19 protein-coding genes and 1 pseudogene are annotated in these 24,175 nt (G+C 61.1%); 14 read left to right on the forward strand and 6 right to left on the reverse strand.

What is annotated here, in order from left to right; all coding sequences use genetic code 11:
- Window positions 1–2: 2 nt before the first annotated feature.
- Entirely contained in the window at window positions 3–785 is a 783-nt protein-coding gene (locus ABIE00_RS00800) for an SDR family NAD(P)-dependent oxidoreductase (protein ID WP_354255488.1), read from the reverse strand.
- The gene (locus ABIE00_RS00805) at window positions 782–2,251 is read right to left on the reverse strand and encodes an aldehyde dehydrogenase family protein (protein ID WP_354255490.1); all 1,470 of its coding nucleotides are present in this window, start codon (window positions 2,249–2,251) and stop codon (window positions 782–784) included. The genes ABIE00_RS00800 and ABIE00_RS00805 overlap by 4 nt, the downstream gene beginning before the upstream one ends.
- Before the next feature lie 473 nt (window positions 2,252–2,724).
- Between ABIE00_RS00805 and ABIE00_RS00810 the strand changes: the two genes are divergently transcribed.
- Window positions 2,725–3,843, forward strand: coding sequence for a 3-isopropylmalate dehydrogenase (locus ABIE00_RS00810; RefSeq protein WP_354255493.1), 1,119 nt, complete (start codon window positions 2,725–2,727; stop codon window positions 3,841–3,843).
- Between the two features lie 133 nt (window positions 3,844–3,976).
- On the opposite strand, the gene ABIE00_RS00815 is transcribed toward ABIE00_RS00810, so the two are convergent.
- Window positions 3,977–4,633 carry a GntR family transcriptional regulator gene (locus ABIE00_RS00815; RefSeq protein ID WP_354255496.1) on the reverse strand — a complete coding sequence of 219 codons (657 nt, stop codon included), beginning with the start codon at window positions 4,631–4,633 and terminating at the stop codon, window positions 3,977–3,979.
- A gap of 549 nt (window positions 4,634–5,182) precedes the next feature.
- Between ABIE00_RS00815 and ABIE00_RS00820 the strand changes: the two genes are divergently transcribed.
- Complete coding sequence (locus tag ABIE00_RS00820) at window positions 5,183–6,544, forward strand: MFS transporter (RefSeq protein WP_354255498.1); 1,362 nt, start codon at window positions 5,183–5,185, stop codon at window positions 6,542–6,544.
- Window positions 6,534–7,454: a Rossmann-like and DUF2520 domain-containing protein gene (locus ABIE00_RS00825; RefSeq protein ID WP_354255501.1), complete on the forward strand. Its 921-nt coding sequence runs from the start codon at window positions 6,534–6,536 to the stop codon at window positions 7,452–7,454. Before ABIE00_RS00820 ends, ABIE00_RS00825 begins: the two co-directional genes overlap by 11 nt.
- A 574-nt stretch (window positions 7,455–8,028) precedes the next feature.
- Here the strand turns inward: ABIE00_RS00825 and ABIE00_RS00830 are convergent.
- The gene (locus tag ABIE00_RS00830; protein ID WP_354255504.1) at window positions 8,029–8,319 is read right to left on the reverse strand and encodes a helix-turn-helix domain-containing protein; all 291 of its coding nucleotides are present in this window, start codon (window positions 8,317–8,319) and stop codon (window positions 8,029–8,031) included.
- Between the two features lie 490 nt (window positions 8,320–8,809).
- Here ABIE00_RS00830 and ABIE00_RS00835 point away from each other — a divergent pair, with 490 nt between their 5' ends.
- Complete coding sequence (locus ABIE00_RS00835) at window positions 8,810–9,889, forward strand: IS110 family RNA-guided transposase (protein WP_354255506.1); 1,080 nt, start codon at window positions 8,810–8,812, stop codon at window positions 9,887–9,889.
- Between the two features lie 126 nt (window positions 9,890–10,015).
- Here the strand turns inward: ABIE00_RS00835 and ABIE00_RS00840 are convergent, their stop codons facing one another.
- A complete protein-coding gene (locus tag ABIE00_RS00840) occupies window positions 10,016–10,519 on the reverse strand; it encodes an Lrp/AsnC family transcriptional regulator (RefSeq protein ID WP_354255508.1) in 504 nt (167 codons plus the stop codon).
- Window positions 10,520–10,855: 336 nt separating this feature from the next.
- Here ABIE00_RS00840 and ABIE00_RS00845 point away from each other — a divergent pair, with 336 nt between their 5' ends.
- The 10 genes and pseudogenes from ABIE00_RS00845 to ABIE00_RS25915 all read left to right on the forward strand — a co-directional run bounded on the left by ABIE00_RS00845 (window position 10,856) and on the right by ABIE00_RS25915 (window position 22,870).
- On the forward strand, window positions 10,856–11,119 hold the full coding sequence (locus tag ABIE00_RS00845; protein WP_354263234.1) for a transketolase C-terminal domain-containing protein: 264 nt from the start codon (window positions 10,856–10,858) through the stop codon (window positions 11,117–11,119).
- 15 nt (window positions 11,120–11,134) lie between these two features.
- Entirely contained in the window at window positions 11,135–12,460 is a 1,326-nt protein-coding gene (locus ABIE00_RS00850) for a dihydrolipoamide acetyltransferase family protein (protein ID WP_354255511.1), read from the forward strand.
- Window positions 12,461–12,797: 337 nt separating this feature from the next.
- A pseudogene (locus tag ABIE00_RS25910) lies at window positions 12,798–14,013 on the forward strand (acyl-CoA dehydrogenase family protein).
- A gap of 88 nt (window positions 14,014–14,101) precedes the next feature.
- Window positions 14,102–14,857, forward strand: coding sequence for an SDR family NAD(P)-dependent oxidoreductase (locus ABIE00_RS00870; protein WP_354255520.1), 756 nt, complete (start codon window positions 14,102–14,104; stop codon window positions 14,855–14,857).
- A 34-nt stretch (window positions 14,858–14,891) separates the two neighbouring features.
- Window positions 14,892–16,112 carry an acetyl-CoA C-acetyltransferase gene (locus tag ABIE00_RS00875; RefSeq protein WP_354255523.1) on the forward strand — a complete coding sequence of 407 codons (1,221 nt, stop codon included), beginning with the start codon at window positions 14,892–14,894 and terminating at the stop codon, window positions 16,110–16,112.
- An 86-nt stretch (window positions 16,113–16,198) separates the two neighbouring features.
- Entirely contained in the window at window positions 16,199–17,719 is a 1,521-nt protein-coding gene (locus tag ABIE00_RS00880; RefSeq protein ID WP_354255526.1) for an MmgE/PrpD family protein, read from the forward strand.
- Window positions 17,720–18,625, forward strand: a complete 906-nt coding sequence (gene prpB / locus ABIE00_RS00885; protein WP_354255529.1) for a methylisocitrate lyase — start codon at window positions 17,720–17,722, stop codon at window positions 18,623–18,625.
- Between the two features lie 28 nt (window positions 18,626–18,653).
- Window positions 18,654–19,814: a bifunctional 2-methylcitrate synthase/citrate synthase gene (locus ABIE00_RS00890; RefSeq protein ID WP_354255531.1), complete on the forward strand. Its 1,161-nt coding sequence runs from the start codon at window positions 18,654–18,656 to the stop codon at window positions 19,812–19,814.
- 32 nt (window positions 19,815–19,846) lie between these two features.
- Entirely contained in the window at window positions 19,847–20,620 is a 774-nt protein-coding gene (locus ABIE00_RS00895; protein ID WP_354255533.1) for an enoyl-CoA hydratase, read from the forward strand.
- 960 nt (window positions 20,621–21,580) lie between these two features.
- Entirely contained in the window at window positions 21,581–22,870 is a 1,290-nt protein-coding gene (locus ABIE00_RS25915; protein WP_502914178.1) for an IS30 family transposase, read from the forward strand.
- Here ABIE00_RS25915 and ABIE00_RS00905 read toward each other — a convergent pair.
- Window positions 22,858–24,060: an IS110 family RNA-guided transposase gene (locus tag ABIE00_RS00905; protein ID WP_354255535.1), complete on the reverse strand. Its 1,203-nt coding sequence runs from the start codon at window positions 24,058–24,060 to the stop codon at window positions 22,858–22,860. The two genes, ABIE00_RS25915 and ABIE00_RS00905, sit on opposite strands and share 13 nt — an antisense overlap.
- Window positions 24,061–24,175: the final 115 nt, after the last annotated feature.

Raw genomic sequence — 24,175 nt, forward strand, 5'->3', positions numbered from 1 at the left:
CCCTATGAGGTTGGGGGATCAAACCGGCCGTCCACTGCTGTCCATCCGCCGTCAACATACAGTACCGTTCCGGTCACGTAGCTGGACGCTTCAGAGGCCAGGTAAACGACTGCGCCTGTTAGTTCGCTCGGCTGGGACCAACGCCCCAGCGCCCCCTTGGTCGCATAAGCGTTGTACCATTCGGGGTTTGCCTTGATGGAATCGGTCAAGGGTGTGTCAACACATCCGGGCGCTACAGCATTTGCCCGGACGCCGGCCGCGCCAAACTCTGCAGCGGCTGTCCTGAGCAACTGCACCGTTGCTGCCTTGGTGGCGGCGTAGACGCCTTGTCCGGGTTCCACCACCAGGTGGCGCACCGAAGAGAACCCGATGATGCTCCCCTTCTGCTGGCGGACCATATTGGCGCCAAAGGCGCGGATGAGGTCAAAGCTGGACCGGACATTGAGGTTTACGACGCGTTCGTACTCTTCAGTGGTGTAGTCGAGCAGCCTCTTGCGGACGTTAGTTGCAGCGGTGAAGAGCAGTGTTTCCACATCCGGGTGATTGGCAGCGGCAGCGAAGACGGCATCGGTATCGAGAACGTCAAGTTCGTATGCTTGGGCGTGCCATCCTTCGTTGCCGATCAACTTTGCTGTGTGCTTCGCCGCCTCCAAGTCCCGGTCGGCGCAGATGACGTGGGCGCCGTGGGCGGCCAACGCCAGCGAGGATTCACGGCCGATGCCGCTCCCGGCTCCGAGCACGAAGGACTTGCGGCCGTCAAGTCGAAAAAGGTTGCTGTAGTTCATTTTGCGATTCTCCTGTCAGGGCGAATGACGGCCATGCGGGTTACGGTCAGTTCTTCCATCGCGAAGCGGGGGCCTTCGCGTCCTGTTCCTGAATCCTTGACCCCGCCATAGGGCATCGTGTCATTCCGGTAGCCGGGGACCTCGTTGACGATCACCCCGCCTACGTCAAGCCCGTCTATTGCCTGGTAGGCCTTGGCAAGTGAGGCTGTAAAAACGCTCGCTTGCAGCCCGTAGCGGGATTTGTTGACGAGGCCTATGGCTGCATCAAAATCGGGCACGGAGCGAATACACACCACTGGCCCGAAGATTTCCTCATCCCAAACCTTTACGCCGGACGGGACGTCAACCAGGACGGTGGGTTCGAGAAGCCCATCCTTGGTTCCGCCGCCGAAGGCGATCTCGGCACCGTTGCTGACAGCTTCGTCAATCCATGCTGTTACCCGCCGGGTTGAGTCTTCATTGATGAGTTTGGCTACCCGAGTTTGTTCATTTCTGGGGTCCCCGACTACCACCTCTCCCATTCGCTCCACCACCCGTTTGGAAAGATCAGTGATGATGCTTTCGTCAGCAACGATGCGTTGGACTGATATGCATGCCTGCCCGTTGCCGTAGAAGCCGCCGCGGATGACGGCGTCGGCGGCTGCATCCAGATCAGCATCCGATGCCACGATCAGTGCAGCGTTGGATCCGAGCTCAAGTAGTACCTTGCGCGGGGCGCAGTCCCGCGCAATCTGGTGTCCGACAGCTGCAGAACCTGTGAAACTGACAGCACCGATCCGGGGATCGCTGGTAAGGACGCTGCCGACTTCCGGGCCGCCGGTGATCATCTGAACAATGTCCTCGATGACATTCAGGGCCTGGGCGGACTGACGAATCAGGTGAACCAGCCATAAGGTCGACAAGGGTGTATTGGGTGCCGGCTTGCAGATCACAGCGCATCCAGCGGCGATGCTAGGTGCGATCTTGTGGGTGGCCAGTAGCAGCGGATAGTTGAACCCGGCGATACCGATAACCAAGCCAATGGGCTTGCGTGTCCAGTATCCGATCATTCCTTCTCCGCCGGCCTGGATATCGAGCGGGACCGTCTCCCCATGAAGGGCTGAAATGGCCTCGGCGGCGGCGGCCCAGGTGAAGAGGGTGCGGCTGACCTCCGTTCGGCAATCCACAAGAGGCTTGCCCGTCTCTGTCACCAGAAGCTGTTCAAATTCGGAGCGGCGCTCCTCAAGGGCATGCCGGACATCCAGCAGCAGCTGGCGGCGGGTCGCTGCAGGCAGGGCTGCAACCAGTGGCTGGGCGGCGAGGCCGGCATCAAGTGCTTGTCTCGCATGGTCGGTTGTGCCGACCGGGGCCTGCGCCACCTCGGAGCCGTCGTAGGGAAACGAAATGGTGGATGTACCGACGCCGTCGGTAACCCATTCTCCGGCAATAGGCAGTCCATTGGGGTAAGGGGGTTTGAAAAGGCCCACTGTTGAGTCCACTCCTTTGGGGGTTCATTGTCGGCACTGGTAAGGCCGGTGATACCTAAAAGAATGCGCTAGTGAGTAGTCTCACGTCAAGCGCAGGGGCTCGAACCGGACTATGCGAGTTGGCTAAAACGGTCCAGAGTCCCTGAATTACCGACTTGATCCTCAATGAACTGGGCAAGAACTGTTGACGCAAGACTCGCATCTCGCGATACTTGAGTCTCTGGATCCAAAAGCGCTATGAGTCCTCGGACTTGAGAAAATCCGAGCAGGCAGTTGCGTTGCCTGCTACATCTTCGGGATCCGGAGCGTTCCGCACAGGCGTGTAAGTGGCATCTCCAATGAGGGACTGGCCTTCAGAATGACGACATCTCTTGTTGCGTCCGACACCGGTGGAGCATGACCGAAAAGATGCCGTCCACGGGGACGGCAAACTCTGGCGCGACTTCAATCTCACGAATTAGGACTCGATATTCTTGACTACTTATGACTTGGCCATCATTCATGGCGACGGCATCGGCCCGGAGGTCAACCGGGAGGCCGTAAAAGCGCTGCAAGCCGCCGCCAGCCGTTTCGGGTTTGGTCTGCAGACAACGGAGTATCCGCTGGGTGCGCAGGCATATCTCGAGACGGGGACGCTGATTGACCCGGGTACCATGGACAGCCTCCGGGCCCACAACGCCATAATGTTCGGGGCCATGGGAGATCCTCGGGTAACCCCGGGGATCCTCGAACGAGGTTTGATCCTGCGGATGCGCCGCGAGCTTCGCCAGCAGGTCAACCTTCGACCGGTGCGTCTCTATCCGGGAGTCCCAACTCCCATCAGAGACCTCGACCCGGGCCGCTGCGATTTTGTGGTCGTCCGTGAGAATACCGAGGGCATGTACGTCGGCGGAGGTTCGACTGTCCATGCCGGGACCAGGAATGCCGTAGCACTGCAGGAATCAATCAACACCGCCCAGGCCATCTCCGACGTCGTCGATTACGCCTTCCGCCTCGCACAGGCACGCCGCGGAAAGCTGACGCTCTGCCACAAGAAGAATGTCCTCGTCCACGCAGGCGAACTGTGGCAAAGCGTCGTCAACGAGCACGCGGCCCAATACAGTGACGTCGAAGTCGACTACGTCCATGCTGACGCCATGTGCCAACACATGCCCATGAACCCCGAGCGATTCGACGTAATCGTGACTGACAACCTTTTCGGCGACATCATTTCAGACCTAGGCGCCACCATCCAAGGAGGCCTCGGCGTTGCGGCCAGCGCCAACCTCAACTTGGATGGCACCGCACCCAGCATGTTTGAACCCGTCCACGGGTCCGCGCCTGACATTGCCGGAAAGGGATGGGCAAACCCAGCGGCGGCTGTACTCTCCGCCGCACTGTGCCTGGCATCCTTGGGCGAAGGTAAAGCAGCGCTGGCTCTGGAGAATGCAGCGGCCTCTGTGCTGGGTGAACTGCCTGCTTTGGCCGGAGCGGGTATGGGGGCAACGACGGTGCAGATCGGCGATCGTATCGCAGAGCGCATCGCGGACGAAACGGGCATAAATTCCCAGATCGAAGAGACGTCCATCATGACGGCGATGGCCGCGATCTGACCCCACCGTGTACAGCAGGCACCCAGTCAAAACTCCCATGCCTGCTGTACACGGCTAGAAGCATCAAGCGACGGTTCTTGCCATAGGGCCAAGCCGGCCCCATACTATGCATCCCGGCATGGGCGCCGTTTCGCTAGGCGGGCGCCTGAGAATATCCGACTGCGGACTCCCGGGGGGCGCCGCTGCGTAGCTGGTGGATCGTTTTCTCGATATGGTCCCTGGCAAGGCGCTCGGCCGCAACGCCATCCGCCAATTCAATCGCGTCCACAATTGCTGTGTGTTCATCGATGGCGCGCAGCGCACTGCTGGGCTCGATCATCGCAACGGGGGCAAATACCTGAGCTGTCATTCGAATAATGGAAGTCTGGGCAATCACGAACTCGTTGTTTGTCATTTGCACGATCATTTCGTGTAAATCGACATTGAGCTTTGAATATCCCCGGGGGTTCCAAGGGTCGACGGCCTTGCGCTGTGCAGCAATAACTTGCCGGAGATCACGAAGGCGTGCAGCCGAGACGTTGCCCGCGGCCAAGCGCGCCGCTAAACCATCGATAACAGCACGCAACTCGTAAGCTGCGAGCAGAGTCTTCGCATCGCCTGAAATGACTCTAACCCCCCGGCGGGAGTCAGACTTGATCAGTCCTTCTTGTTCCAGCCGGCGCAGCGCTTCGCGCAGAGGCGTCCGGCTTACGCCCAGTTCCTCGGAGAGCTCCTCCTGCTTTAGCCAGGCCCCTGTCGGGTACTGCTGCGAATAGATCCGCTCGCGCAAAAGCACCGTGATTTCGTCCACCAAGGGGACCCTGCGCCGGGCAGGACCATCAACAAGGCCGTCGCCGCCACCGTGTTGGATTGACTGGGAACCGACCACCACTCACAACCTTTCGTCAATACAAGCTTAGTCGAGCCGAAAAGGCACGCGGACGGGCGCAGAGCCAGCAGATTGCTCCGGGCGTGGAAGAGGGCAGCCAGACACGGCGCAGACTCTTGTGATCTGAAGAGAGTGGCAATCGGGCTACTGGTCTTACCTGTGAAGTACACACTTCGACGCAACCCTTCTTCGCACAGAAGCCATACAAGTCGGGCTCACTCTAGCCTATTGACATGTTTTATTCCTCAAGTCACAGTTATGATGGGGTTTGTGAATGTTTCTGGATCCAAAGAGTTCCAATACTTCCTATCATCGGAGCTCTAACCCCGAAACGCTGCGCGGCTCAATGTGGAGGATCGCGGCGATGGCGTTTCGGGACAGAGCCTTTGGCCTGGATCCCAGCCTCGCTAACTCACCATGAGCTGGCTAATGGCGCTGAAACGCGCCCGCCGGCAACGAAAGAAGGTAACAGTGGCACTGAACAACGCCACCGGGGTCCTCGACGGGACGCCGGGACTCGAACGAAGCACCATGCGACTTGTAACGCGGCGCCTTGGTCTGCTCCTGTTCGTCGTCTACATCCTTAACTATCTCGACAGAACCAACATCGGGATCGCAAAAGATCATCTCCAGGCCTCCCTGGGGCTGAGCGAGGCGGCTTATGGGCTTGGCGCTGGCTTGTTCTTCATCGGCTATGTGTTGTTTGAAGTACCGAGCAACCTGATCCTCTACCGGGTCGGAGCGAGGCTATGGATTACACGCATCATGGTTACGTGGGGACTCGCAGCCATGGGCATGGCCTTCGTGCAAAATGAGATGGCTTTCTACATTCTCAGATTCCTGCTGGGTGCCGCGGAAGCCGGGCTCGTGCCGGGCGTGATCCTCTACCTCACGCAATGGATACCGTCCGCCCGCCGTGCCCGACTCATCGCGCTGTTCTATCTGGCCGTGCCGCTTTCATCAGCGTTCGGGTCCCCGTTGTCCGGCTGGCTGATGGGCTTCAATCCCTTCGGCGTCGAAGGTTGGCGCTTCATGTTCTTCCTCGAAGGAATTCCTTGTTTGTTTGTCGCCGTGCTCGTACTTGCTTTCCTGACGGATAATCCCGCCCGTGCAAAGTGGCTTGACGAACGGCAACGTACGTGGCTGACGGCGGCTTTGGCAAAGGAAAAGAGTGAAGAGGATACAACTCACCAGTCAGGGACGCTGCGCCAGGCGTTTATCAACCCTCGTGTACTGGGCATGGCACTGGTGTTCTTTAGCATGATCATCCCTATCTACGCGCTGGCGTTTTTTCTTCCTGCGATCATCAAGCAGATGGGCACCTTCTCGATCCTTCAGGTAGGTTTCATCACTGCCGTTCCCTACATCTTCGCCTCTATCGGGATGTTCCTCATCTCCCGGCGATCCGACCGAACAGGGGAACGTGTGCTGCATTATGTAGTACCGTCGGCCCTGGGCGCGGGTGGCCTGGTCATGGCTGCTCTGACTCTGGGTTCGGCACCCGCGGTTGCCATGGTCGGTTTCTGTATCGGCGCGATCGGGTGCCTCTCAACCCTCCCTGTATTTTGGTCCATCACTCCCCGGTTGCTCACCGGAGTGGCCGCAGCCGGAGGCATCGCCCTGGTCTGCGCCATCGGGAACATAGCTGGTTTCGTTGCCCCCTACATGGTCGGTCTCATCCGCGGTGAAAATGCGACGGCAGCGTCGAGTTCACAAGCGATCCTGGTCAGTGCCGGCTTCTTGCTGGTCGCGGCCGTCGGCATGCTCCTTGTCGGCAAATCCCTGGGCAAGGAACACGCCCACAAGTCAGAAAGTAGCGCCAATGCATATTAGTCAGCAGCACTCAATCGGCCTGGTTGGAGCGGGGAAGGTCGGCATCGTTCTCGCAACAGCGTTGGTTCGCGCAGGCCACACCGTGGTTTCCGTGTGGGACCCATCACCAGCTGCCATAGAGGGGGCGCGGGAAACACTAGGGGACTTCCAGGCAGCGTCAACGGTGGCTGAAGCTACCGCCGGAGCCGACCTTGTACTTCTCGCCGTGCCCGACGACGTCCTGCAAGGCCTCGTCCAAGCCCTGGCCGCCGAGCGAAAAGACTGGCTCGGCGTCAACGTCGTTCACGTCAGCGGAAGATACGGGGCTGCGGTGCTTAGCCCCCTGGGGGACCAGGGAGCCGCGGTGATTGCACTGCACCCGGCAATGGCTTTCAGCGGAGACCGCGACACGGAACTGAGCCGCATTACCGGTGCCCGTTTTGCCGTCACGGCAAATGATAGTGCGCGGAAGACTGCAGAAAGCCTCGTCCATGACATGGGCGGAATCCCCTTCAAGGTCGCCGAATCTGACCGGGTTCTGTACCACGCGGCTATGGCCCATGCCACCAATCACCTGGTCACCCTGATTGTTCAGTCATCGGCCATGCTCGCCAGCATTTCGGTCAACGACACCTCTGAAGTGCTTCGCCCGGCGCTGGCGGCAGCACTGGATAACGCCCTGCTGAAAGGCGCTGCCGGAGCCACCGGGCCGGTAGTGCGCGGTGACATCGGAACAGTCACTGAGCACATCCGTGCCCTCGCGGAACGAACGCCGGAAAGCCTTCCCGTGTACCGGGTGATGTCCGAAGCCGCAGCGGACATCGCCCTAACCGCGGGACGCATCTCGGAAGAGGTAAAACAGCGGATTGAGCAGATAGTGGGCGTTCCCTCCAGCGGTCCCGAACCACTGCATGCCAGTCATCGATCATAAATTGGGTATTTCCTCGCCACCCGTCCGACGCCTGACGGACCTATCATCACCTGCCGGCACCCCAGCTGCCTTCTCGGCAAGACCAAGAGGAACGGGAATCTATCCTGGACGGGCCGCTCTAGGGGCGAATCAGCTCGGCGCCCCAACGAGGTTCACAACGACTTCTCGATAACGGTCGCCCGCACTCGTCCTAACGTTCACCTCAGCCCTATGGGGCGGATGCGGCGCAGCCGGATAGGCGCGGGGACAGGGACACTCCATCCTGCGTCCCGAGCAGCAACGGCCGGGCGCCCCACCACTAGGGCGTCCGGCCACCCTAGTGCTGAAAAACTACATACGTATGCACTCGTCACTGGCCGAGCCGTCAGAGGCGAGCCCATCGTTCCTTGCCAGCTCTATGAATTTGGTGGCCTCCGCGGGCCACCACCCGCTTTGGTTTCGCCGCCAAACCAAGATTTTGACCTCGTATATCAGCGGCCAAGTGAAACTGGCCACCAAAACAGACCAGGCGTACCGTGAAGGCGCCCTAACTCCAGACCACAACGGGGTATTCCTTTGCTGATGCCCAATACACCTAAGGTCCTCGAGCGGGGACCGTACCCGACCGGCTCCGTCGGTGCTCGGCATTACTGAGCCGTTCGCGGACGGTAGTTGCCAGAGGGCTCATGAGTGTTCCGCGGATCTCCCTGCCTATGGTCCATGGGCTGCGTCCGAGCGCCTTGGCTATGGCACGGATGCTACGCCGGGCCTGCAGCAGGTCCGCGTTCGTAATCCGTTCGAACCCCGAAAGGAACCGGGCGGAGATCACTGTCGGCCTCTCATGTGAGATGGGAGCGTACTTCTTAGTGCCTCCGAACGGCAGCACGACCGTGTGACCGTGCCGCCTTCGCGTGCCCGAAGGATGGCTGATTCACGATCCGGAACGCTACGGAATTGCACATTCCCTGTTTCATCAGCTGATCATAATGAGCACGTGCAGCGTTCTTCGGAGGCGCTTTCCGGGACTTCCTTGGCCTTTCACCTCTGCCAATTGCAACTCCTAAATCACTCAGGTGTTGCAACTGTGAGAGTTGTTTGTAGCTGGTCTGGGACTGGCTGGCAGGATAAATATCGGCCGCTCCACCCCGTGGACGTGACTCATGTTGCAACTGACCCCAGGTGTCATTCGATCGACTTGTCCGTCCATCGGGGTGGTCCGGCCGGCACGCGTCCTGCCCACCTCGGTAGCTTGATCAGAAGATTGTCCGCCCGCTGCGGGGCGTGACCCCTCACAGTGCTGTTCCTTTGGTGACCTCGACCCGGACTGGTGCCGGCCGGTGACGGCCATGATCACATCCGTGAAGAGGAAGGTACCAATGACCGCCATGTCTATCGTCGCGCACGCCCACCCATTTGTCGTGGGTGTCGACACGCACGCCCGAAACCACGTCTACGCTATCCTCGACGCCACCCACGGCGGACTCCTGGACACGCAGTCATTCCCCACCACCGCAGCCGGGATCAATCGGGCCATCAAATGGGTCGCACGCCGCACCAACGCCGACGCCGACACCCTCTGGGTCATCGAAGGAGCCGCATCCTACGGCGCGATCCTCGCCGGCACCGCGGCAACCCACGGATTCCCAGTCGCCGAGGCGCCGCGCATGGATGCCAAGAAGCGCCGCGGCGTGGGCAAGTCCGATGCCCTGGACGCCCACCGGATCGCCATGGCCGTTCTGCCACTGCCGGTGGACAAGCTGCGCCGACCACGCCTTCATGACGGGGTCCGCCAAGGCGTGCGGATCCTGGTCACGGCGCGGGGATCGATGAGCAAGGACCGGACCCGGTCGGTCAACGCGCTCAACGCACTTGTGCGCGGCAACGACCTGGGCATCGATGCCCGCCAGAAGCTCACAAACGCCCAGATCACCGAGGTCTCAAAGTGGCGTACCCGCGAGGAAGAGCTTTCCTTGTCCATCGCCCGTGCCGAGGCCGTGCGGCTGGCCAAACACGTCCTGGCGCTGGACGAGCAACTCACGCTCAACGAGAACCAGCTGGACGATCTGGTGAAGGTCAGCGAGGCCGCGCCGTTGCTGGAGGAGACGGGGTTCAGGGCGATCAGCGCTGCGAAGTGCCTCGCCGCGTGGTCGCACGAAGGCAGGGTCCGTAACGAGGCAGCATTTGCCTCCCTGGCTGGGGTAAACCCGATCCCCGCGTCCTCCGGGAACACTGTCCGGCACCGATTGAACCGAGGTGGTGACCGGTCCCTGAACAGTGCCTTGCACATGGTCGCGATCGTCAGGATGACCCATGACGGCGAAACCCGCGAGTACGTGCAGAAGCGACGCGCCGAGGGTCGTACGGACAAGGAAATTCGTCGTTGCATCAAACGCTATCTGGCCCGCCGCGTCTACCGCGCGTTCAGCGCGGCGACAATAGGGATGAACGCGGCTTGACAGACATAGAAGAGTCGACCGCTGAACGCCAAGCCTTCACAATGGCTCATTTTTCGACCATCGTTGAAACCTCAGCCCGCAACTGCAATTTGTCATGCAGCCGTCGGCGCGGCGGGCAGGGCTGGGTCAGTCGGGGAGCGGAGTAGAACGTCCCCAGCCTAGGTCCCTCGTCAAATGGTCAAGAAGCGGCTGCACGCGATAGGGGAGGGGGGTCGACACCGTAAGGGTTGTATTCGTGTGTCTGACACCGGGGATATCGACCATCCTTGCTGCGGCAGCCTGAAGCTCCTGGAGTGTTGCGGATGCCACTCTTACCAATAGGTCTTCCCTGCCGGCCTGGGTCGTGACTTCGAGGACCTCCGGGATCTGTCTGAGTGCTTCGACGACGGTGCTCAGCCGCCGCTGATCGAGTTCGAGACCGACAAATGCCTGCACGGGGATGCCGGCTGCCTCTAGGTCCACAACCGGCCTGTATCTCTGGAGCACACCCCGCTTTTCCAGACCTTGGAGTCGGGCCAGGACCGTGTTACGGGAGATGCTCAGTTGGGCGGCAAGGTCTGCGACGCCCGTACGGGCGTTGTTGTCGAGCCTCTTCAGGAGCTCTGAGTCGAGCCTGTCGATACTAATCATTTCGTCCAGCTGAATCGCGCAAAGTTTCCCCTCATCTATACCCAATGCTTAGTTAATTGCTAATAAGTTGACCACACCTACAGGCAGATCTCAAGATTATGCATCAGATCAATCAATATTGCCGACAGGCAAGGGAGGCACCCGGTGTGTGACGTTTTGATGAGCGGCCCCAACGTGGCAGCGGACGATGCCTTCCACCTGGACCAGAGGCAGCTCAGTACCCAGGCGCGTCCAGCGTGCCCTGCCTGCCAAGCGACCATCTCCTGCCTTCACACCCGAAAAGGTTGCGGGATTTCGACATGCCTCTGATCCTGAACTACCTGTTGGTCACGGTCGCTGTCTTCCATCGATGTTGCAACGATCATCGATTCCGGAGAGCGGACGGGGCGATTAACGGAGGCTCACGAGGCCTCTCGTAGCGCAGGCCTCGGGGGCGAGATCGCCTCCCGGCTGCAGGACGCGGCGTTCCACTCGTTGGAGGCCCACGTGATCAGGGTCATCGGATACGACACACCGTATCCGCCAAGCGGGCTCGAAGAAGAGTGGCTGCCCGGACTGGACCGAATCCTTGATGCGGTTGACCACAGCTTCAACTACTAACGGACGAGAAGAACCATGAATGTAAAACATTTCGCCCTGCCGGACGTGGGTGAGGGCCTCACCGAGGCAGAAATCGTCACCTGGCTTGTAAAACGAGGCGACAAAGTCACGGTTAACCAGGCCATCGTAGAGATCGAGACAGCAAAATCGCTGGTGGAACTCCCTTGCCCTTTTGCAGGTGAAGTCAGCGAATTGCTGGCCGAACAAGGTGAAACGGTTGATGTAGGACGACCAATCATCAGTATTGCGACTTCATCCCCTGAACCTGCTGACGGATCCGAAGGGCCAGGAAAGTCGCCACAGCCAAAAGCCGCCGCGGATGAGGAAGATCCCAAACTCCTGGTCGGCTATGGAGCACGTGAAATTCAAAGCAAACGACGTCGCTCCCGAACGGCCCCTGGCAGCGCTCTGGAAAGTTCAGCCGCTCAGCCCCCTGCCGAAACCGGGCGCCCAAAGGCGAGCCCGCCGGTCAGAAAACTGGCAAAAGACCTCGGCATGGATCTGCATGCCATCGAACCCACCGGCGCTGACGGAATACGCACCCGCGAAGACGTACTCCGCGCCCACGCAACCGACAACGGTGCCAGAAACGCCCCGATCGGTATCCTACAGGCACAAGCAAAGCCGGTCGCTGGCGACGACATCCGTATTCCAATCAAGGGAGTGCGGAAGCACACTGCGGCTGCCATGGTGCAGTCTGCATTCACAGCACCGCACGTCACGGAATTCGTCACGGTCGACATTTCACGGACGCTGGCTTTGAAGTCGGAAATAGGCCGCCGCAGGGAGTTTGCGGACGTCAAGCTCACTCCGCTCGCCTTCGTCGCGCGCGCCTTCCTAAAAGCAATTCAGCGGACGCCAGAGGCGAACTCGAAGTGGGATGAGGCCGCGCAGGAAATCGTCCAGTTCCGCGAAGTTAACCTGGGCATCGCGGCAGCGACCCCGAGGGGGCTGATCGTGCCCAACATCAAGGGCGCCCAGTGCCTGGGTCTCGCTGAACTTGCGGCGGCGATCGGCGACCTGGCCTTGACAGCCCGGTCGGGCAAGACGGAGCAAGCGGCGATGACCAACGGCACAGTCACGATCACGAATATCGGTGTTTTCGGGATCGATACCGGCACACCAATCCTCAACCCAGGGGAGGCCGCAATCCTGGCGGTAGGAACAGTTCGTCGGACCCCCTGGGTCGTAGAGGACGAACAAGGCGAAAGAATCGAGCCGCGATCAGTCCTCCAACTGGCACTGTCCTTTGACCACCGGATCATGGATGGACAGCAGGGCTCACAACTCTTGGCAGACACAGCCGCGCTCCTCAGGGAACCCGGTCTGGCGCTGCTCTAAACCACCCACAGCTAACAACCTAACTCCCGAGTACGGCCGCCACGACAAGGCCGCTCCCATGTGGCAGATGACCGACCATCCCGATCGGATCGTCGGTTGAAGTCAGCCAACATCGACGCACTCTCCGAACAGATGTGACGACGGGTGAGTCTTTTTGCCGGCGGCAGTTTCCTTCGGCTCTCCCAAGGCGAAGGAAACTGCCGCCAGCTCGTGGACAAAGATCCGGGCTGGAAACGCTTCGTCCCATCGAACTTTCAAGTCCATAGGCAAGCTCCCCCGTGGCCGTGCCCGAACCGGAACCGTCAAACAACAAACCAAACGTCAGAGAAGAGGAACCATGTCGGTGCTCCAGAAAGGGCCCCCGCCTGCATCCGCAGCGCCAGAAGTTCAGGACAACTTGCCGCCATACCCCGAGGCGGATCTTCTTCACCTTTCGGGCCTCCTCACCGTAGCCGAGCAGGCCCAGCTCGCCCAGGCCCGCAACTTCTTCCAGCAAGAAGTACGTCCCATCGCCGTCGATTTTTGGAATCGAGCGGAATTCCCATTCGAGCTCCTGCCCAAACTGGGCAAGCAGCAACTGACCGGACTGAATAGCCATGGGCATCTATTGGCCGGACTGATTCAGATGGAATTCGCACGCGCGGATACCTCCGTGTCCACGTTCTTTGGCGTCCATGACGAACTGTTCACCACAGCGATCCGCGAATTGGGCTCCGATGAGCATCGTCAGACCATGCTTCCAGACTTGCTGTCGCTCAAGAAAGTAGGAGCCTTCGCCCTCACCGAGCCCCTGCACGGGTCCGACATTTCCAGGCAGATGGAAACCACTGCAACCCGAAGCGGAGATGAATGGATTCTGAATGGGCACAAAAGATGGATCGGCAACGGTACCTTCGCGGATTACGTCCTGGTCTGGGCCCGCGATACAGCAGACGATCAGATTAAAGGGTTCATCGTCGAGAAAGGTACCGAGGGTTTCCGCACTGAAGCCATTCCCAACAAGGCAGCTGTTCGCATCATTCAGAATGCCAACATCACTCTGGATAACGTCAGAATCCCGTTCACCAACTGGCTGCCAGGAACACGAACGTTCCGGGATGCCAACTCCCTCCTCCTTCACTCAAGGGTGTGGGTCAGCTGGCAGGCCGTAGGCCAGCAGTTTGCAGCATTCGATGTTGCGAGGGCATATGCACTCCAGCGCAAGCAATTCGGCAAACCAATCGCTTCCTTCCAGCTCATTCAGGACCAGCTGGCCCGCATGATCGGAAACGCAACCATGTCCCCTTTCCCTGATGATCCAACTCGCACGCCTAACAGAGTCGGGCCTTCTCACCATGGACCATGCCGCGCTGGCAAAATCAAGCTGCACAGAGCGGATGCGCAAGACCGTGGCTCTCGGCAGATCAATCGTCGGAGGCAATGGAATCAGCACGGACTTCGAGATGGCAAAAATCTTCGCCGACGCAGAAGCGATCTACTCCTACGAGGGCAGCTACGAGATCAACACTCTCTTGGTCGGGCGGGCACTGACCGGGATCTCGGCGTTCGCCTGAACAAAGCCCCTGTCATCCCCCCCCAACAACAGCCGCATCACCACATGCACTGTCACGGAAGCAAGCGCCACAAGGAGGAGCAATTAAAATGGAGCTCAGCAATACTGCAGCAATCGTTACCGGTGGCGCGTCAGGTCTTGGCGCAGCCACCGCCCGGGTTCTCGCCGAACGGGGCGCAAACGTGTTTGCCGTGGACCTCGGCGAATCCATCGGAAAGAGTCAGCCGGTAGACGGCGTTGAGTACGTCGAGGCCGATGTGACCGACGCTGCCCAGATCCGTGGCGTGGTTGTAAAAGCCTCGGCCGACAAGCCCCTGCGGACAGTGATCAACTGCGCAGGGATTCTCCCGACAATGCGAATCCTCGGCAAAAGAGGAGTGCATGACCTCTCACTCTTCGCAAAGGTCATCGAAGTCAACCTCGTCGGCTCCTTCAACGTTCTCGCCTCCGCGGCAGAAGCCATCTCGCGCACAGAGGCGGATTTAGACGGTCAACGCGGTGTAATTATTAACACGGCCTCCATCGCTGCCTTCGAAGGTCAGATTGGCCAAGCCGCCTACGCCTCGTCAAAAGCCGGCATTGTAGGCCTCACCCTTCCTGCGGCCAGGGACCTTGCCCAGTATGGAATACGGGTGAATGCCATTGCACCGGGCATTGTGGAGACCCCCATGATGGCCTCCGTCAGCGATGAGGTCCGGCAAGCACTTGCCGCCGACGTTACATTCCCCAAACGGTTAGCGCGTCCCGAGGAATTCGCTCAGCTGGCGTTGTCGATCATCGGTCACGACTATCTCAACGGGGAAATTATCCGAATGGATGGGGCGCTGCGAATGGCGTCCCGGTAGCCCGCACATCAGCATTGATTTCAAAGGACAAAGCATGATGCACAACAAACCAGGACATGAAATACCTCCCCGTCCGGAGGATGTAGTGATTATCGGCGGTGCCCGAACCCCCCAGGGCAAGCTCAACGGCCAATTGGCGGGACTGACCGCGGTAGAACTCGGTGCAGCAGCAGTAAGCGGAGCACTTGAAAAGGCCGGCATCGATCCGGGCCTGGTAGATGCCGTGGTGATCGGCCAGGTTGTGCAGGCGGGCTCCGGACAGAATCCGGCGCGCCAGACGGCACTCAGGGCCGGAATCGGCGGGAAGGTACCTGCGACCACAATAAACAAAGTCTGCCTGTCCGGACTTACCGCCGTTATAGATGCAGCACGCCTCATCCGCGCCGGTGACGCGGAAGTAGTTGTTGCCGGCGGGCAAGAATCCATGAGTCAAAGTCCGCACTTGCTGCCTGGCTCGCGCCAAGGATGGTTATACGGCGGCGGCAACATGGTCGATTCACTCGTCCGCGACGGCCTCAGCGACGCGCAGGAAGGCGTCTCTATGGGCATCCTGACTGAACGAGGCAATCAGGTGCACAGCATAGGGAGACGTCAACAGGACGAGGTGGCAGCGGCGTCCCATCGGCGAGCTGCCCAGGCTGCCGACGAAGGAGTGTTCAAGGACGAGATCGTACCTATCACTGTTCACGGCAGGAAAGGACAGTCCCTGGTTCTTGACAGGGACGAACAAATACGACCCGGCACGGACGTCGAGGCCCTGTCCCAGTTACGTCCCGCCTTTGTCGCGGATGGCAGCATCACAGCAGGAAACGCCTCGCCGCTCTCGGATGGAGCTGCTGCCCTTGTTCTCACTAGCCGCGCCAACGCCGAACGACTCCAACTTGAGATCCTTGCCGTCGTCAGCGCCCCGGGCCAAGTAGCTGGTCCTGATAACTCACTGCATTCACAGCCCTCGAACGCCATTAATGCGGCACTGGAAAGGGCGGGGTGGACGACAGAAGATCTTGACTTCATCGAGATTAATGAGGCTTTCGGCGCCGTCGCGGTTCAGTCGTTGAACGAGTTGGGAATTCCCTTGGACCGCTGCAACATACACGGCGGTGCTATCGCTTTGGGCCATCCCATCGGAGCCTCCGGGGCGCGCCTAGCACTTCATGCCGCCAACGAACTGCTCCGCCGCGGGGCAGGCCGGGCGGCGGTCGCCCTCTGCGGTGGCGGGGGACAGGGCGAAGCGCTGCTGCTCTACCGGAACTAGCTCCCCCTCCTCCTCAACCACATCGCGAAGTGTCACGCCTGCGCGGTCCGTAAGCCCGTCATCCGCAATTCTTTGAAGGAATCAACGTGAAAAATAAGCATTCCGTCCGCGTATACAAGAGTGAAGAGAACCTTGCCCGTGAGGAGCAGCTGGCGCATAAGATCGCAGTGGTCGCAGGGGACACTGTTGATGTGACGCCCGACGTCACCGACATGGTCATCAACCGGATCATTGACAACGCCTCGGTGGCCATTGCCTCGCTGAACCGCGCCCCCATTGTCGCGGCCCGGGCCCAGGCGCTCACGCACGCCCCGTCCAGCGGCGGTAAAGGGGCCAAGGTCTTCGGCATCGGCGAGCGGGTGTCGCCTGAGTGGGCAGCATGGGCCAACGGCGTGGCGGTCCGCGAGCTGGATTACCACGACACGTTCCTCGCCGCGGACTACTCGCACCCCGGCGACAACATCCCGCCGATCCTCGCTGTCGCCCAGCACGTGGGCTCCAGCGGCCAGGACCTGATCCGCGGCATTGCCACCGGGTATGAGATCCAGGTGAACCTGGTGAAGGCGATCTGCCTGCACAAGCACAAGATTGACCATGTGGCCCACCTCGGCCCCGCCGCGGCGGCCGGCATCGGCACCCTCCTGGGCCTGGACGTGGAAACCATCTTCCAGTCCGTGGGGCAGGCCCTGCACACCACCACCGCCACCCGCCAGTCACGCAAGGGCGAGATCTCCACCTGGAAGGCGCACGCACCGGCCTTCGCAGGAAAAATGGCCGTCGAAGCCGTCGACAGGTCCATGCGCGGACAGACCTCCCCGGTTCCCATCTATGAGGGCGAGGACGGCGTGATCGCGTGGATGCTGGACGGCCCGGACGCCTCCTACCAGGTTCCCCTGCCGGAAAAGGGCGAGGCCAAGCGCGCTATCCTGGATACCTACACCAAGGAACACTCGGCTGAGTACCAGGCCCAGGCGTGGATCGACCTTGCGCGCAAGCTGAACAAGGAACACCCGGAGGTCACGGATCCGGCGAACGTGCAGTCAGTGCTGATCCGGACGAGCCACCACACGCACTATGTGATCGGCTCCGGCGCCAACGATCCGCAAAAGTACGATCCGACGGCCAGCCGGGAGACCCTGGACCACTCCATCCCGTATATCTTCACTGTCGCGCTGCAGGACGGGGCGTGGCACCACGTGGATTCCTACTCCCCGGAACGTGCCGCCCGGCCGGACACGGTGGAGCTGTGGCAGAAGGTGTCCACGGTGGAGGACCCGGAGTGGACCCGCCGCTACCACTCCCTGGACATCTCCGAGAAGGCCTTCGGCGGTTCCGTGGAGATCACCCTGGCCGACGGCACCGTGTTCACGGACTGGATCGCCGTGGCCGACGCCCACCCGCTGGGCGCCCGGCCGTTCACCCGGGAGCAGTACGTGAACAAGTTCCGCACCCTCGCCGCAGGGCTGGTGGAGGAGGCCGAAATCGAGAGGTTCCTCGCCGCCGTCGAACGCCTCCCGGAGCTGGCCGCCGGCGAACTCGACCAGCTCAACATCATCGCCGCCCCAGGCGTCATCGACCTCAGTGCGGCACCGAAGGGGCTGTTCTAAATGCTGTACTCAAAAACCACCCCGGAATGGAAGCGGGTCAGGCTGCGTGAACTGCTGGCTTCCGGCGCCATCCAGCAGTTCCCCGGAGCGTTCAACCCGCTCTCCGCCCGACTGATCGAGGAGAAGGGCTTCGCCGGGGTCTACATCTCCGGCGCCGTCCTCGCCAATGACCTTGGTCTGCCGGACATCGGCCTCACCACCCTCACCGAGGTCGCCACCCGGGCAGGGCAGATCGCCCGCATGACCGACCTGCCCGCCATCGTGGACGCCGACACCGGCTTCGGCGAACCCATGAACGTGGCCCGCACCGTCCAGGAAATCGAAAACGCCGGCCTGGCCGGGCTCCACCTCGAGGACCAAGTCAACCCGAAGCGCTGCGGCCATCTGGACGGCAAGAACGTCGTCGACCTGGACACCGCCACTAAGCGGATCCGCGCGGCAGCCGATGCCCGCCGGGACCCGAACTTCCTCATCATGGCGCGCACCGACATCCGGGCCGTGGACGGACTCCAAGCCGCCAAAGACCGGGTAAAGGCACTGGTCGACGCCGGGGCTGACGCCATCTTCCCCGAAGCCATGCGTGACCTGCACGAATTCCGTGCCATCCGGGACGCCGTCGACGTGCCGATCCTCGCCAACATGACCGAGTTCGGCAAAAGCGACCTGTTCACCAAAGACCAACTGCAGAACGTGGGCGTCAACATGGTGATCTATCCGGTGACCCTGCTCCGCAGTGCCATGGGCGCCGCCGAGCGGGTCCTGGACACGCTGAGGAGCCTGGGCACCCAGCAGGTGCGCGTGCCGGAAATGCTCACCCGTGCACGGCTGTATGACCTCGTGGACTACGAGGCCTACAACAAGTTCGATTCCGGCATTTTCGACTTCCAAATCCCCGACATTCGCTAGTACAAGGACTGCAACGAAGGAGTTCAGCATGACTGACACAGATATCAAAAAGGGCCTCACCGGAGTCGTCGTGGACTACACCGCCGTGTCGAAGGTCAATCCCGACACGAACTCACTGCTATACCGCGGCTACCCCGTCCAGGAGCTCGCCGCCAAGTGCAGCTTCGAAGAGGTTGCCTACCTGCTCTGGAACGGCGAACTGCCCACCGAGGACCAGCTCGCCGGGTTCACCGCCCGCGAAAAGGCGGGCCGGGCCCTCGACCCGGCACTCAAGACCATCATCGACGCCTTACCCATGGACGCCCACCCCATGGACGTCTGCCGCACTGCCGCCTCGGTGCTCGGAGCACGGCACCCGCTGGCGGAGCACTCTTCGCCCGGAGTCAACATGAAGAAAGCCATTGATCTCTGGGCCGCGATGCCGGCAGTCGTGGCCTATGACCAGCGCCGCCGGCGCGGCCAGAACATCGTGGAGCCCCGCGACGATCTGGGCTATTCGGCCAACTTTCTGTGGATGACCTTCGGCGAAGACCCCGTGGATGAGGTCGTCGAAGCTTTCAACGTCTCGATGATCCTCTACGCGGAGCATTCCTTCAACGCCTCGACCTTCACCGCCCGTGTGGTCACCTCCACCCTTTCGGATCTGCACTCTGCCGTGACCGCCGCCATTGGAGCCCTCAAAGGTCCCCTCCACGGCGGCGCAAACGAAGCAGTCATGCACACCTTCGACGAAATCGGAATTCGGCCCGAGGAATCCCTGGAGGAAGCCGCCACCCGCGCTAAGGCGTGGATGGCGGACGCCTTGGCGCAGAAGAAGAAAATCATGGGCTTCGGCCACCGCGTCTACAAGCACGGCGACTCCCGGGTTCCCATGATGAAGGCGGCTCTGGACAAGATGATCGCCCACTACGGCCGACCTGAGCTGCTGGGACTCTACAACGGGCTCGAGACCGCCATGGATGAGGCCAAGGCCATCAAACCCAACCTCGACTACCCGGCCGGCCCCACTTACCACCTCATGGGCTTCGACACCCGAACCTTCACCCCGATCTTCGTCGCCAGCCGCATCACCGGCATGACAGCCCACATCATGGAGCAGGCCGCCTCCAACTCCCTCATCCGCCCGCTAAGCGCCTATAACGGGCCCGAAGAGCGGTCAGTACCGGTTGGAAACCACACCCACGCCTAGTTGCGACATCGCAGCCTCCTTCGAGGAAGAGCATGAATTTTCGAACCATCACGGTAAAGCAAATTGGACGTGTAAGCGTCATCACACTGAATCGGCCGGAGGCCCTCAACGCACTGAACCTTCAACTCATGCAAGAAGTGGTATCCGCTGCCAGAAGCTTGGACAAGGCCCCCGATACAGGTGCCATCCTTCTGATCGGATCCGATCGCGCCTTCGCCGCAGGCGCCGACATCAAGGAGATGTCTTCCCGGACCTACATGGATATGTACTTGGACGATTGGCTGCAGGGCTGGGACGGCCTGGCCGCCGTGCGGACCCCGATAATTGCTGCCGTCGCTGGCCACGCGCTGGGCGGAGGCTGTGAACTGGCAATGATGTGCGACTTCATCATTGCAGCTGACTCAGCGCGATTTGGCCAGCCGGAGATCAAACTGGGCGTCATACCTGGCATGGGCGGTTCGCAGCGGCTGACGCGCGCCGTCGGCAAGGCAAAGGCTATGGAGATGATCCTCACGGGCCGCACCATCGACGCGGCCGAGGCTGAACGCATCGGTCTCGTAGCAAGGATCGTCCCTCACGACAGGCTCCTGGAAGATGCCTTGGAAACTGCGAAGGCGATCTCCGAGAAGTCCGCGCCAATCGTAATGCTGGCAAAAGAGGCAGTGAATGCTGCATTTCAAATGCCACTGGACAGCGGCGTCCTCTTCGAACGCAGGATTTTTCACTCTGTGTTCGCCACCTCTGACCAAAAAGAAGGCATGCGCGCCTTCGTCGAAAAGAGACAGCCCAACTTCACCCACGGCTAACGCCCTGGCAGCTGCGGGGCGACGCGCACACTGCATTGTCCCAGCAGCCCACGACGACAAACCTGTCAAAAATTCCCGGCGCGGCAAGAAGAAGCGCAACGCACACGCCCGAAGGCCGGGTGCCGCGCCGGGATCCCTCACCCACAAACAGTCCGCCCGGCTCGAGGCCAGCTCACCCTTTGGGGCCCAGCCATGAAATCACCCTCGGTCAGCACGGTCGACGGTCACTGGTCGAATCTTTGGACGACAATCTCCGGCGAAGACCTCCCCAGCCGGAGGGCTGTCCCGGGGCCGAGCTTGTCGCCGCCACAACACGCGGTCTGCCAAGACCTTTCAGCTGCGCGCCCCGGCCCTTAACCCTGCTGGAAGTGTTCTGCCAAGTCTCTGTCATGGCCGGGTTCGCCAACTAAATCAGGTGGAAGGGGTCAGCAGGGCAACCCACGCGTGCTCATCGGCCTCGGCACCGCCGCGGCCGAGACGGGCTACCGGGTCAAGTACACCCTAGCCAGGTCGTGGGATCTTGTGGGTTCGTGGTTCTGTCTGATTGCTGTGTCCGGGGGATTATGTGCTCGGCTGGCAGTGGTGCGGTACCGACAAGAAGGCCACCGTTCGGGCCGTCCAGGTGGGCTCCAATTGAGTTGACACATTCACTCCTCCCGCACCACGCCGCAACGGCATCAGAACACACTCCCGGCCCTAGCGTCAGACGGCCCTGTCAACGGCCATTAGGAATTGCCCATAGGCGGCCAGCATTTCTGCCCGCTGGGCGAGTTCTAGCGATCATTGCAACGCCCCCGAAAAATCGGGAGTTGCAACACCATGGAATCACCATCAGGAAATAGCTCTTTCACGGCCAAGAAATCTCCTTGCACAAAGCAGTCGGTCCGCCCTGCCGAAGCACCTGCAAAGCGCCGGCAGGAATCCCATACCGCGGCACAAAGACACGATTTTCTTTCTGCCGTGGCACGATTGGGAACCGTTGCCGAGGCGGCGAAGGAGCTTGGACTCAACAGAAGCACATGCCAGAAGTGGGCCAACGCTGCCGGGATCCGGCGCAAGCGCCAGTATTCGCAGGCTGACAAAGACCAGTTCTATGCCGTTCTGGATCGGACCGGAAACGTCGTGGAGGCGGCCAGAGAAGTCGGATTGAATACCAGCACCGCGAACACATGGGCGGGCCGGATCAAGCCGGCGCCCAGGAATAAACGGACAAACCGAACCACGAACGCCGGGCCCACGCAGCGCTACTCACCGGCGGTGATCGAGGAATTCCTGCGCGTGCTGCAGGATGTCGGCAGCGTCACCGTGGCAGCCAGGCAGCTCGGCATGAACCGTTCCACCTGCTCCAACTGGGCCGCTGATGCCGGTCTTACCTCCACCAAACCACGACGCCCATCAGAGAAACAGCTTAGCGACCTACGCCTGCGCCACGAAGGCGTGAGCCGCAGAGACGCTGCCCTGGCGGTCGGGGCCAGCAAACAAAGCTCCTACCTTTGGGACAGGCAACGACCCATCGCCGACAGCGACACGATCGCTGCAAGGATCAGTGCTCCAGATCTGCCGTATAAACAGGAGGTGACAACGACATTTGCGGAACCTCGCGCCCTGGCAGCGGCGCCGGAACTGACGGCGGCTGCGGCGGAGCCTTCACCCGCGCCGGTGGCGTTGGGCGCCCTGGAACAGCCCATCTGCAGCCGGTATCTGTCCCTGCCCGAGCGCGAGAGGATCGCTGACCAGCTCGCTAAAGGCGCGTCGATCCGTGCCATCGCCCGGGACCTGGGCAGGAACCAGGGCTCGATCAGCAGGGAGATCAAACGCAACAGCCACGCGGTGCTGGGTTACCTACCCTACGGCGCCCACCGGGCCGCCACCGCCGCCCGGGCACGACCCAAGGACAGTGAGCTGGCAGAACCCGGGAAACTGCGTGAGTACGCAAAGCTCCTCACTCGCTGGTCCCCGCGTCAGATTTCCCGCTCGCTGATCAAGGAATTCCCCGATGACCCCGTCATGCGCGTGAGCCACGAAACGATCTACCAGGCCCTCTACCTTCAGGCCCGCGGCGGACACAAACGCGAGGTCAAGGAGGCCCTGCGCACCGGACGCACCCGCCGCAGGCAGCGCAAGAACCCGGAGGAACGGACCATCCGATTCCGGGACCCGATGATCAACATTTCTGAACGTCCCGCGGAGGTTGAGGACCGCGCCCTGCCCGGGCATTGGGAATCTCAATGTTTCTGTCAAGCCGCTTGAGCGCCGATTCTTGGGATTGGTTCCTGGTAGGGGGTGTGGTCGCGGAGCATGGCCCAGAGGACGTTGATGCGGCGCCGGGCGAGGGCGATGAGGGCCTGTTTATGGGACTTTCCTTCTCCGCGCTTCCGGTCGTAGTAGATTCGCGAGGCCGGGCTGTTTTTCAGGCTGGAGAGGGCGGCGAGGTAACAGGTTCGCAGGAGTCTGCGGTTGAAGCGACGCGGCCGGTGCAGATTTCCGCTGATCCGTCCGGAATCACGTGGGACCGGGGCCAGGCCCGCGACGCTGGCGAGCCGGTCGACGGATTCGAACGCGTCCAGGTTGCCGCCAATGCTCGCGAGGAAAGTCGCTGCAAGAACGGGCCCGAAACCGGGCATGCTCAGCAGAACATCGGCGCTGTCGTGCTGCCGGAACAGCTCGGTGATTTGGGCGTCGACGTCGTCGATTTCTGCATCGAGAGTGCTGATCTGCTCGGCCAGCCGGGCGACCAGGGCAGAGCCTGTGGTCTGGGTTGGGAGGACGGTGTGCTGGGAGTTCGCGGCTATTAGGGCTTTCTCGGCCATCTTGGCACTGTTCCGGCAGCCGCGCTTCTTCAGCCAGCCGGTGAGCCGGGTCAGGCCTGTCCGCCGGATGCCCTCGGGGGTCTGGTAGCGACCGAGAAGGATGAGGGGCGCTTTCTTTGAGTAATCGAACGCACGCTCGAGCGCAGGGAAGTACTCCAGCAGAGTGGCACGGAGCCGGTTGATCGCCCTGACACGGTCGCAGATCAGATCCGTGCGGCGGGCGGTCAGGAGCCGCAGGTCCACGCTTATCTGGTCCGCGCCGCGAACGGGTTGGAGGTCGGTGCGCATCCGCGCTTGGTCAGCGATGATCCGAGCGTCTTTCGCGTCGGTCTTGCCATCCCCGCGGTAAGTTGCTGCGGCGTGATGCACGATCCGTCCGGGGATATAGAGCAGCTTCTGTGCATGCGCTGCCAACAACTCAATCAGCAGCGCGGCGCCGCCGGCGTTCAGATCAGTGGCCCAACAGACTTCACCGCCGGCCGCAATGTCAGCAATCGTGGCTATGAGCTCGAGGAGCACGGTCTCGTCGTTTTCGACCCGTTTCGAGAGCAGTACCGTTCCCGTTTGATCGATCACGACGCAATGATGGGCTCTTTTGCCCGAGTCGATTCCTACCCAGATTGCCGGCATATCTTAGGTCCCTTCGATCAGCTCCAATTTCCGTTGGCCCTGTCGATAACCACGCCGGCACGTCCTTACCCAACGATCAATGTCGTAAGTCTCAATCAGCGGTCGAGTCATCGGC

The sequence above is a fragment of the Arthrobacter sp. OAP107 genome (genome assembly GCF_040546765.1).
GTDB lineage: Bacteria > Actinomycetota > Actinomycetes > Actinomycetales > Micrococcaceae > Arthrobacter.

What these genes read in the sequence shown, in the direction of transcription:
- ABIE00_RS00850 (WP_354255511.1), top strand. Translation starts at nt 11,135, where the DNA reads ATGAATGTAAAACATTTCGCCCTGCCGGACGTGGGTGAGGGCCTCACC.
- ABIE00_RS00840 (WP_354255508.1), bottom strand. Translation starts at nt 10,519, where the DNA reads ATGATTAGTATCGACAGGCTCGACTCAGAGCTCCTGAAGAGGCTCGAC.
- ABIE00_RS00905 (WP_354255535.1), bottom strand. Translation starts at nt 24,060, where the DNA reads ATGCCGGCAATCTGGGTAGGAATCGACTCGGGCAAAAGAGCCCATCAT.
- ABIE00_RS00800 (WP_354255488.1), bottom strand. Translation starts at nt 785, where the DNA reads ATGAACTACAGCAACCTTTTTCGACTTGACGGCCGCAAGTCCTTCGTG.
- ABIE00_RS00890 (WP_354255531.1), top strand. Translation starts at nt 18,654, where the DNA reads ATGACTGACACAGATATCAAAAAGGGCCTCACCGGAGTCGTCGTGGAC.
- prpB (WP_354255529.1), top strand. Translation starts at nt 17,720, where the DNA reads ATGCTGTACTCAAAAACCACCCCGGAATGGAAGCGGGTCAGGCTGCGT.
- ABIE00_RS00835 (WP_354255506.1), top strand. Translation starts at nt 8,810, where the DNA reads ATGACCGCCATGTCTATCGTCGCGCACGCCCACCCATTTGTCGTGGGT.
- ABIE00_RS00870 (WP_354255520.1), top strand. Translation starts at nt 14,102, where the DNA reads ATGGAGCTCAGCAATACTGCAGCAATCGTTACCGGTGGCGCGTCAGGT.
- ABIE00_RS00875 (WP_354255523.1), top strand. Translation starts at nt 14,892, where the DNA reads ATGATGCACAACAAACCAGGACATGAAATACCTCCCCGTCCGGAGGAT.
- ABIE00_RS00895 (WP_354255533.1), top strand. Translation starts at nt 19,847, where the DNA reads ATGAATTTTCGAACCATCACGGTAAAGCAAATTGGACGTGTAAGCGTC.
- ABIE00_RS00825 (WP_354255501.1), top strand. Translation starts at nt 6,534, where the DNA reads ATGCATATTAGTCAGCAGCACTCAATCGGCCTGGTTGGAGCGGGGAAG.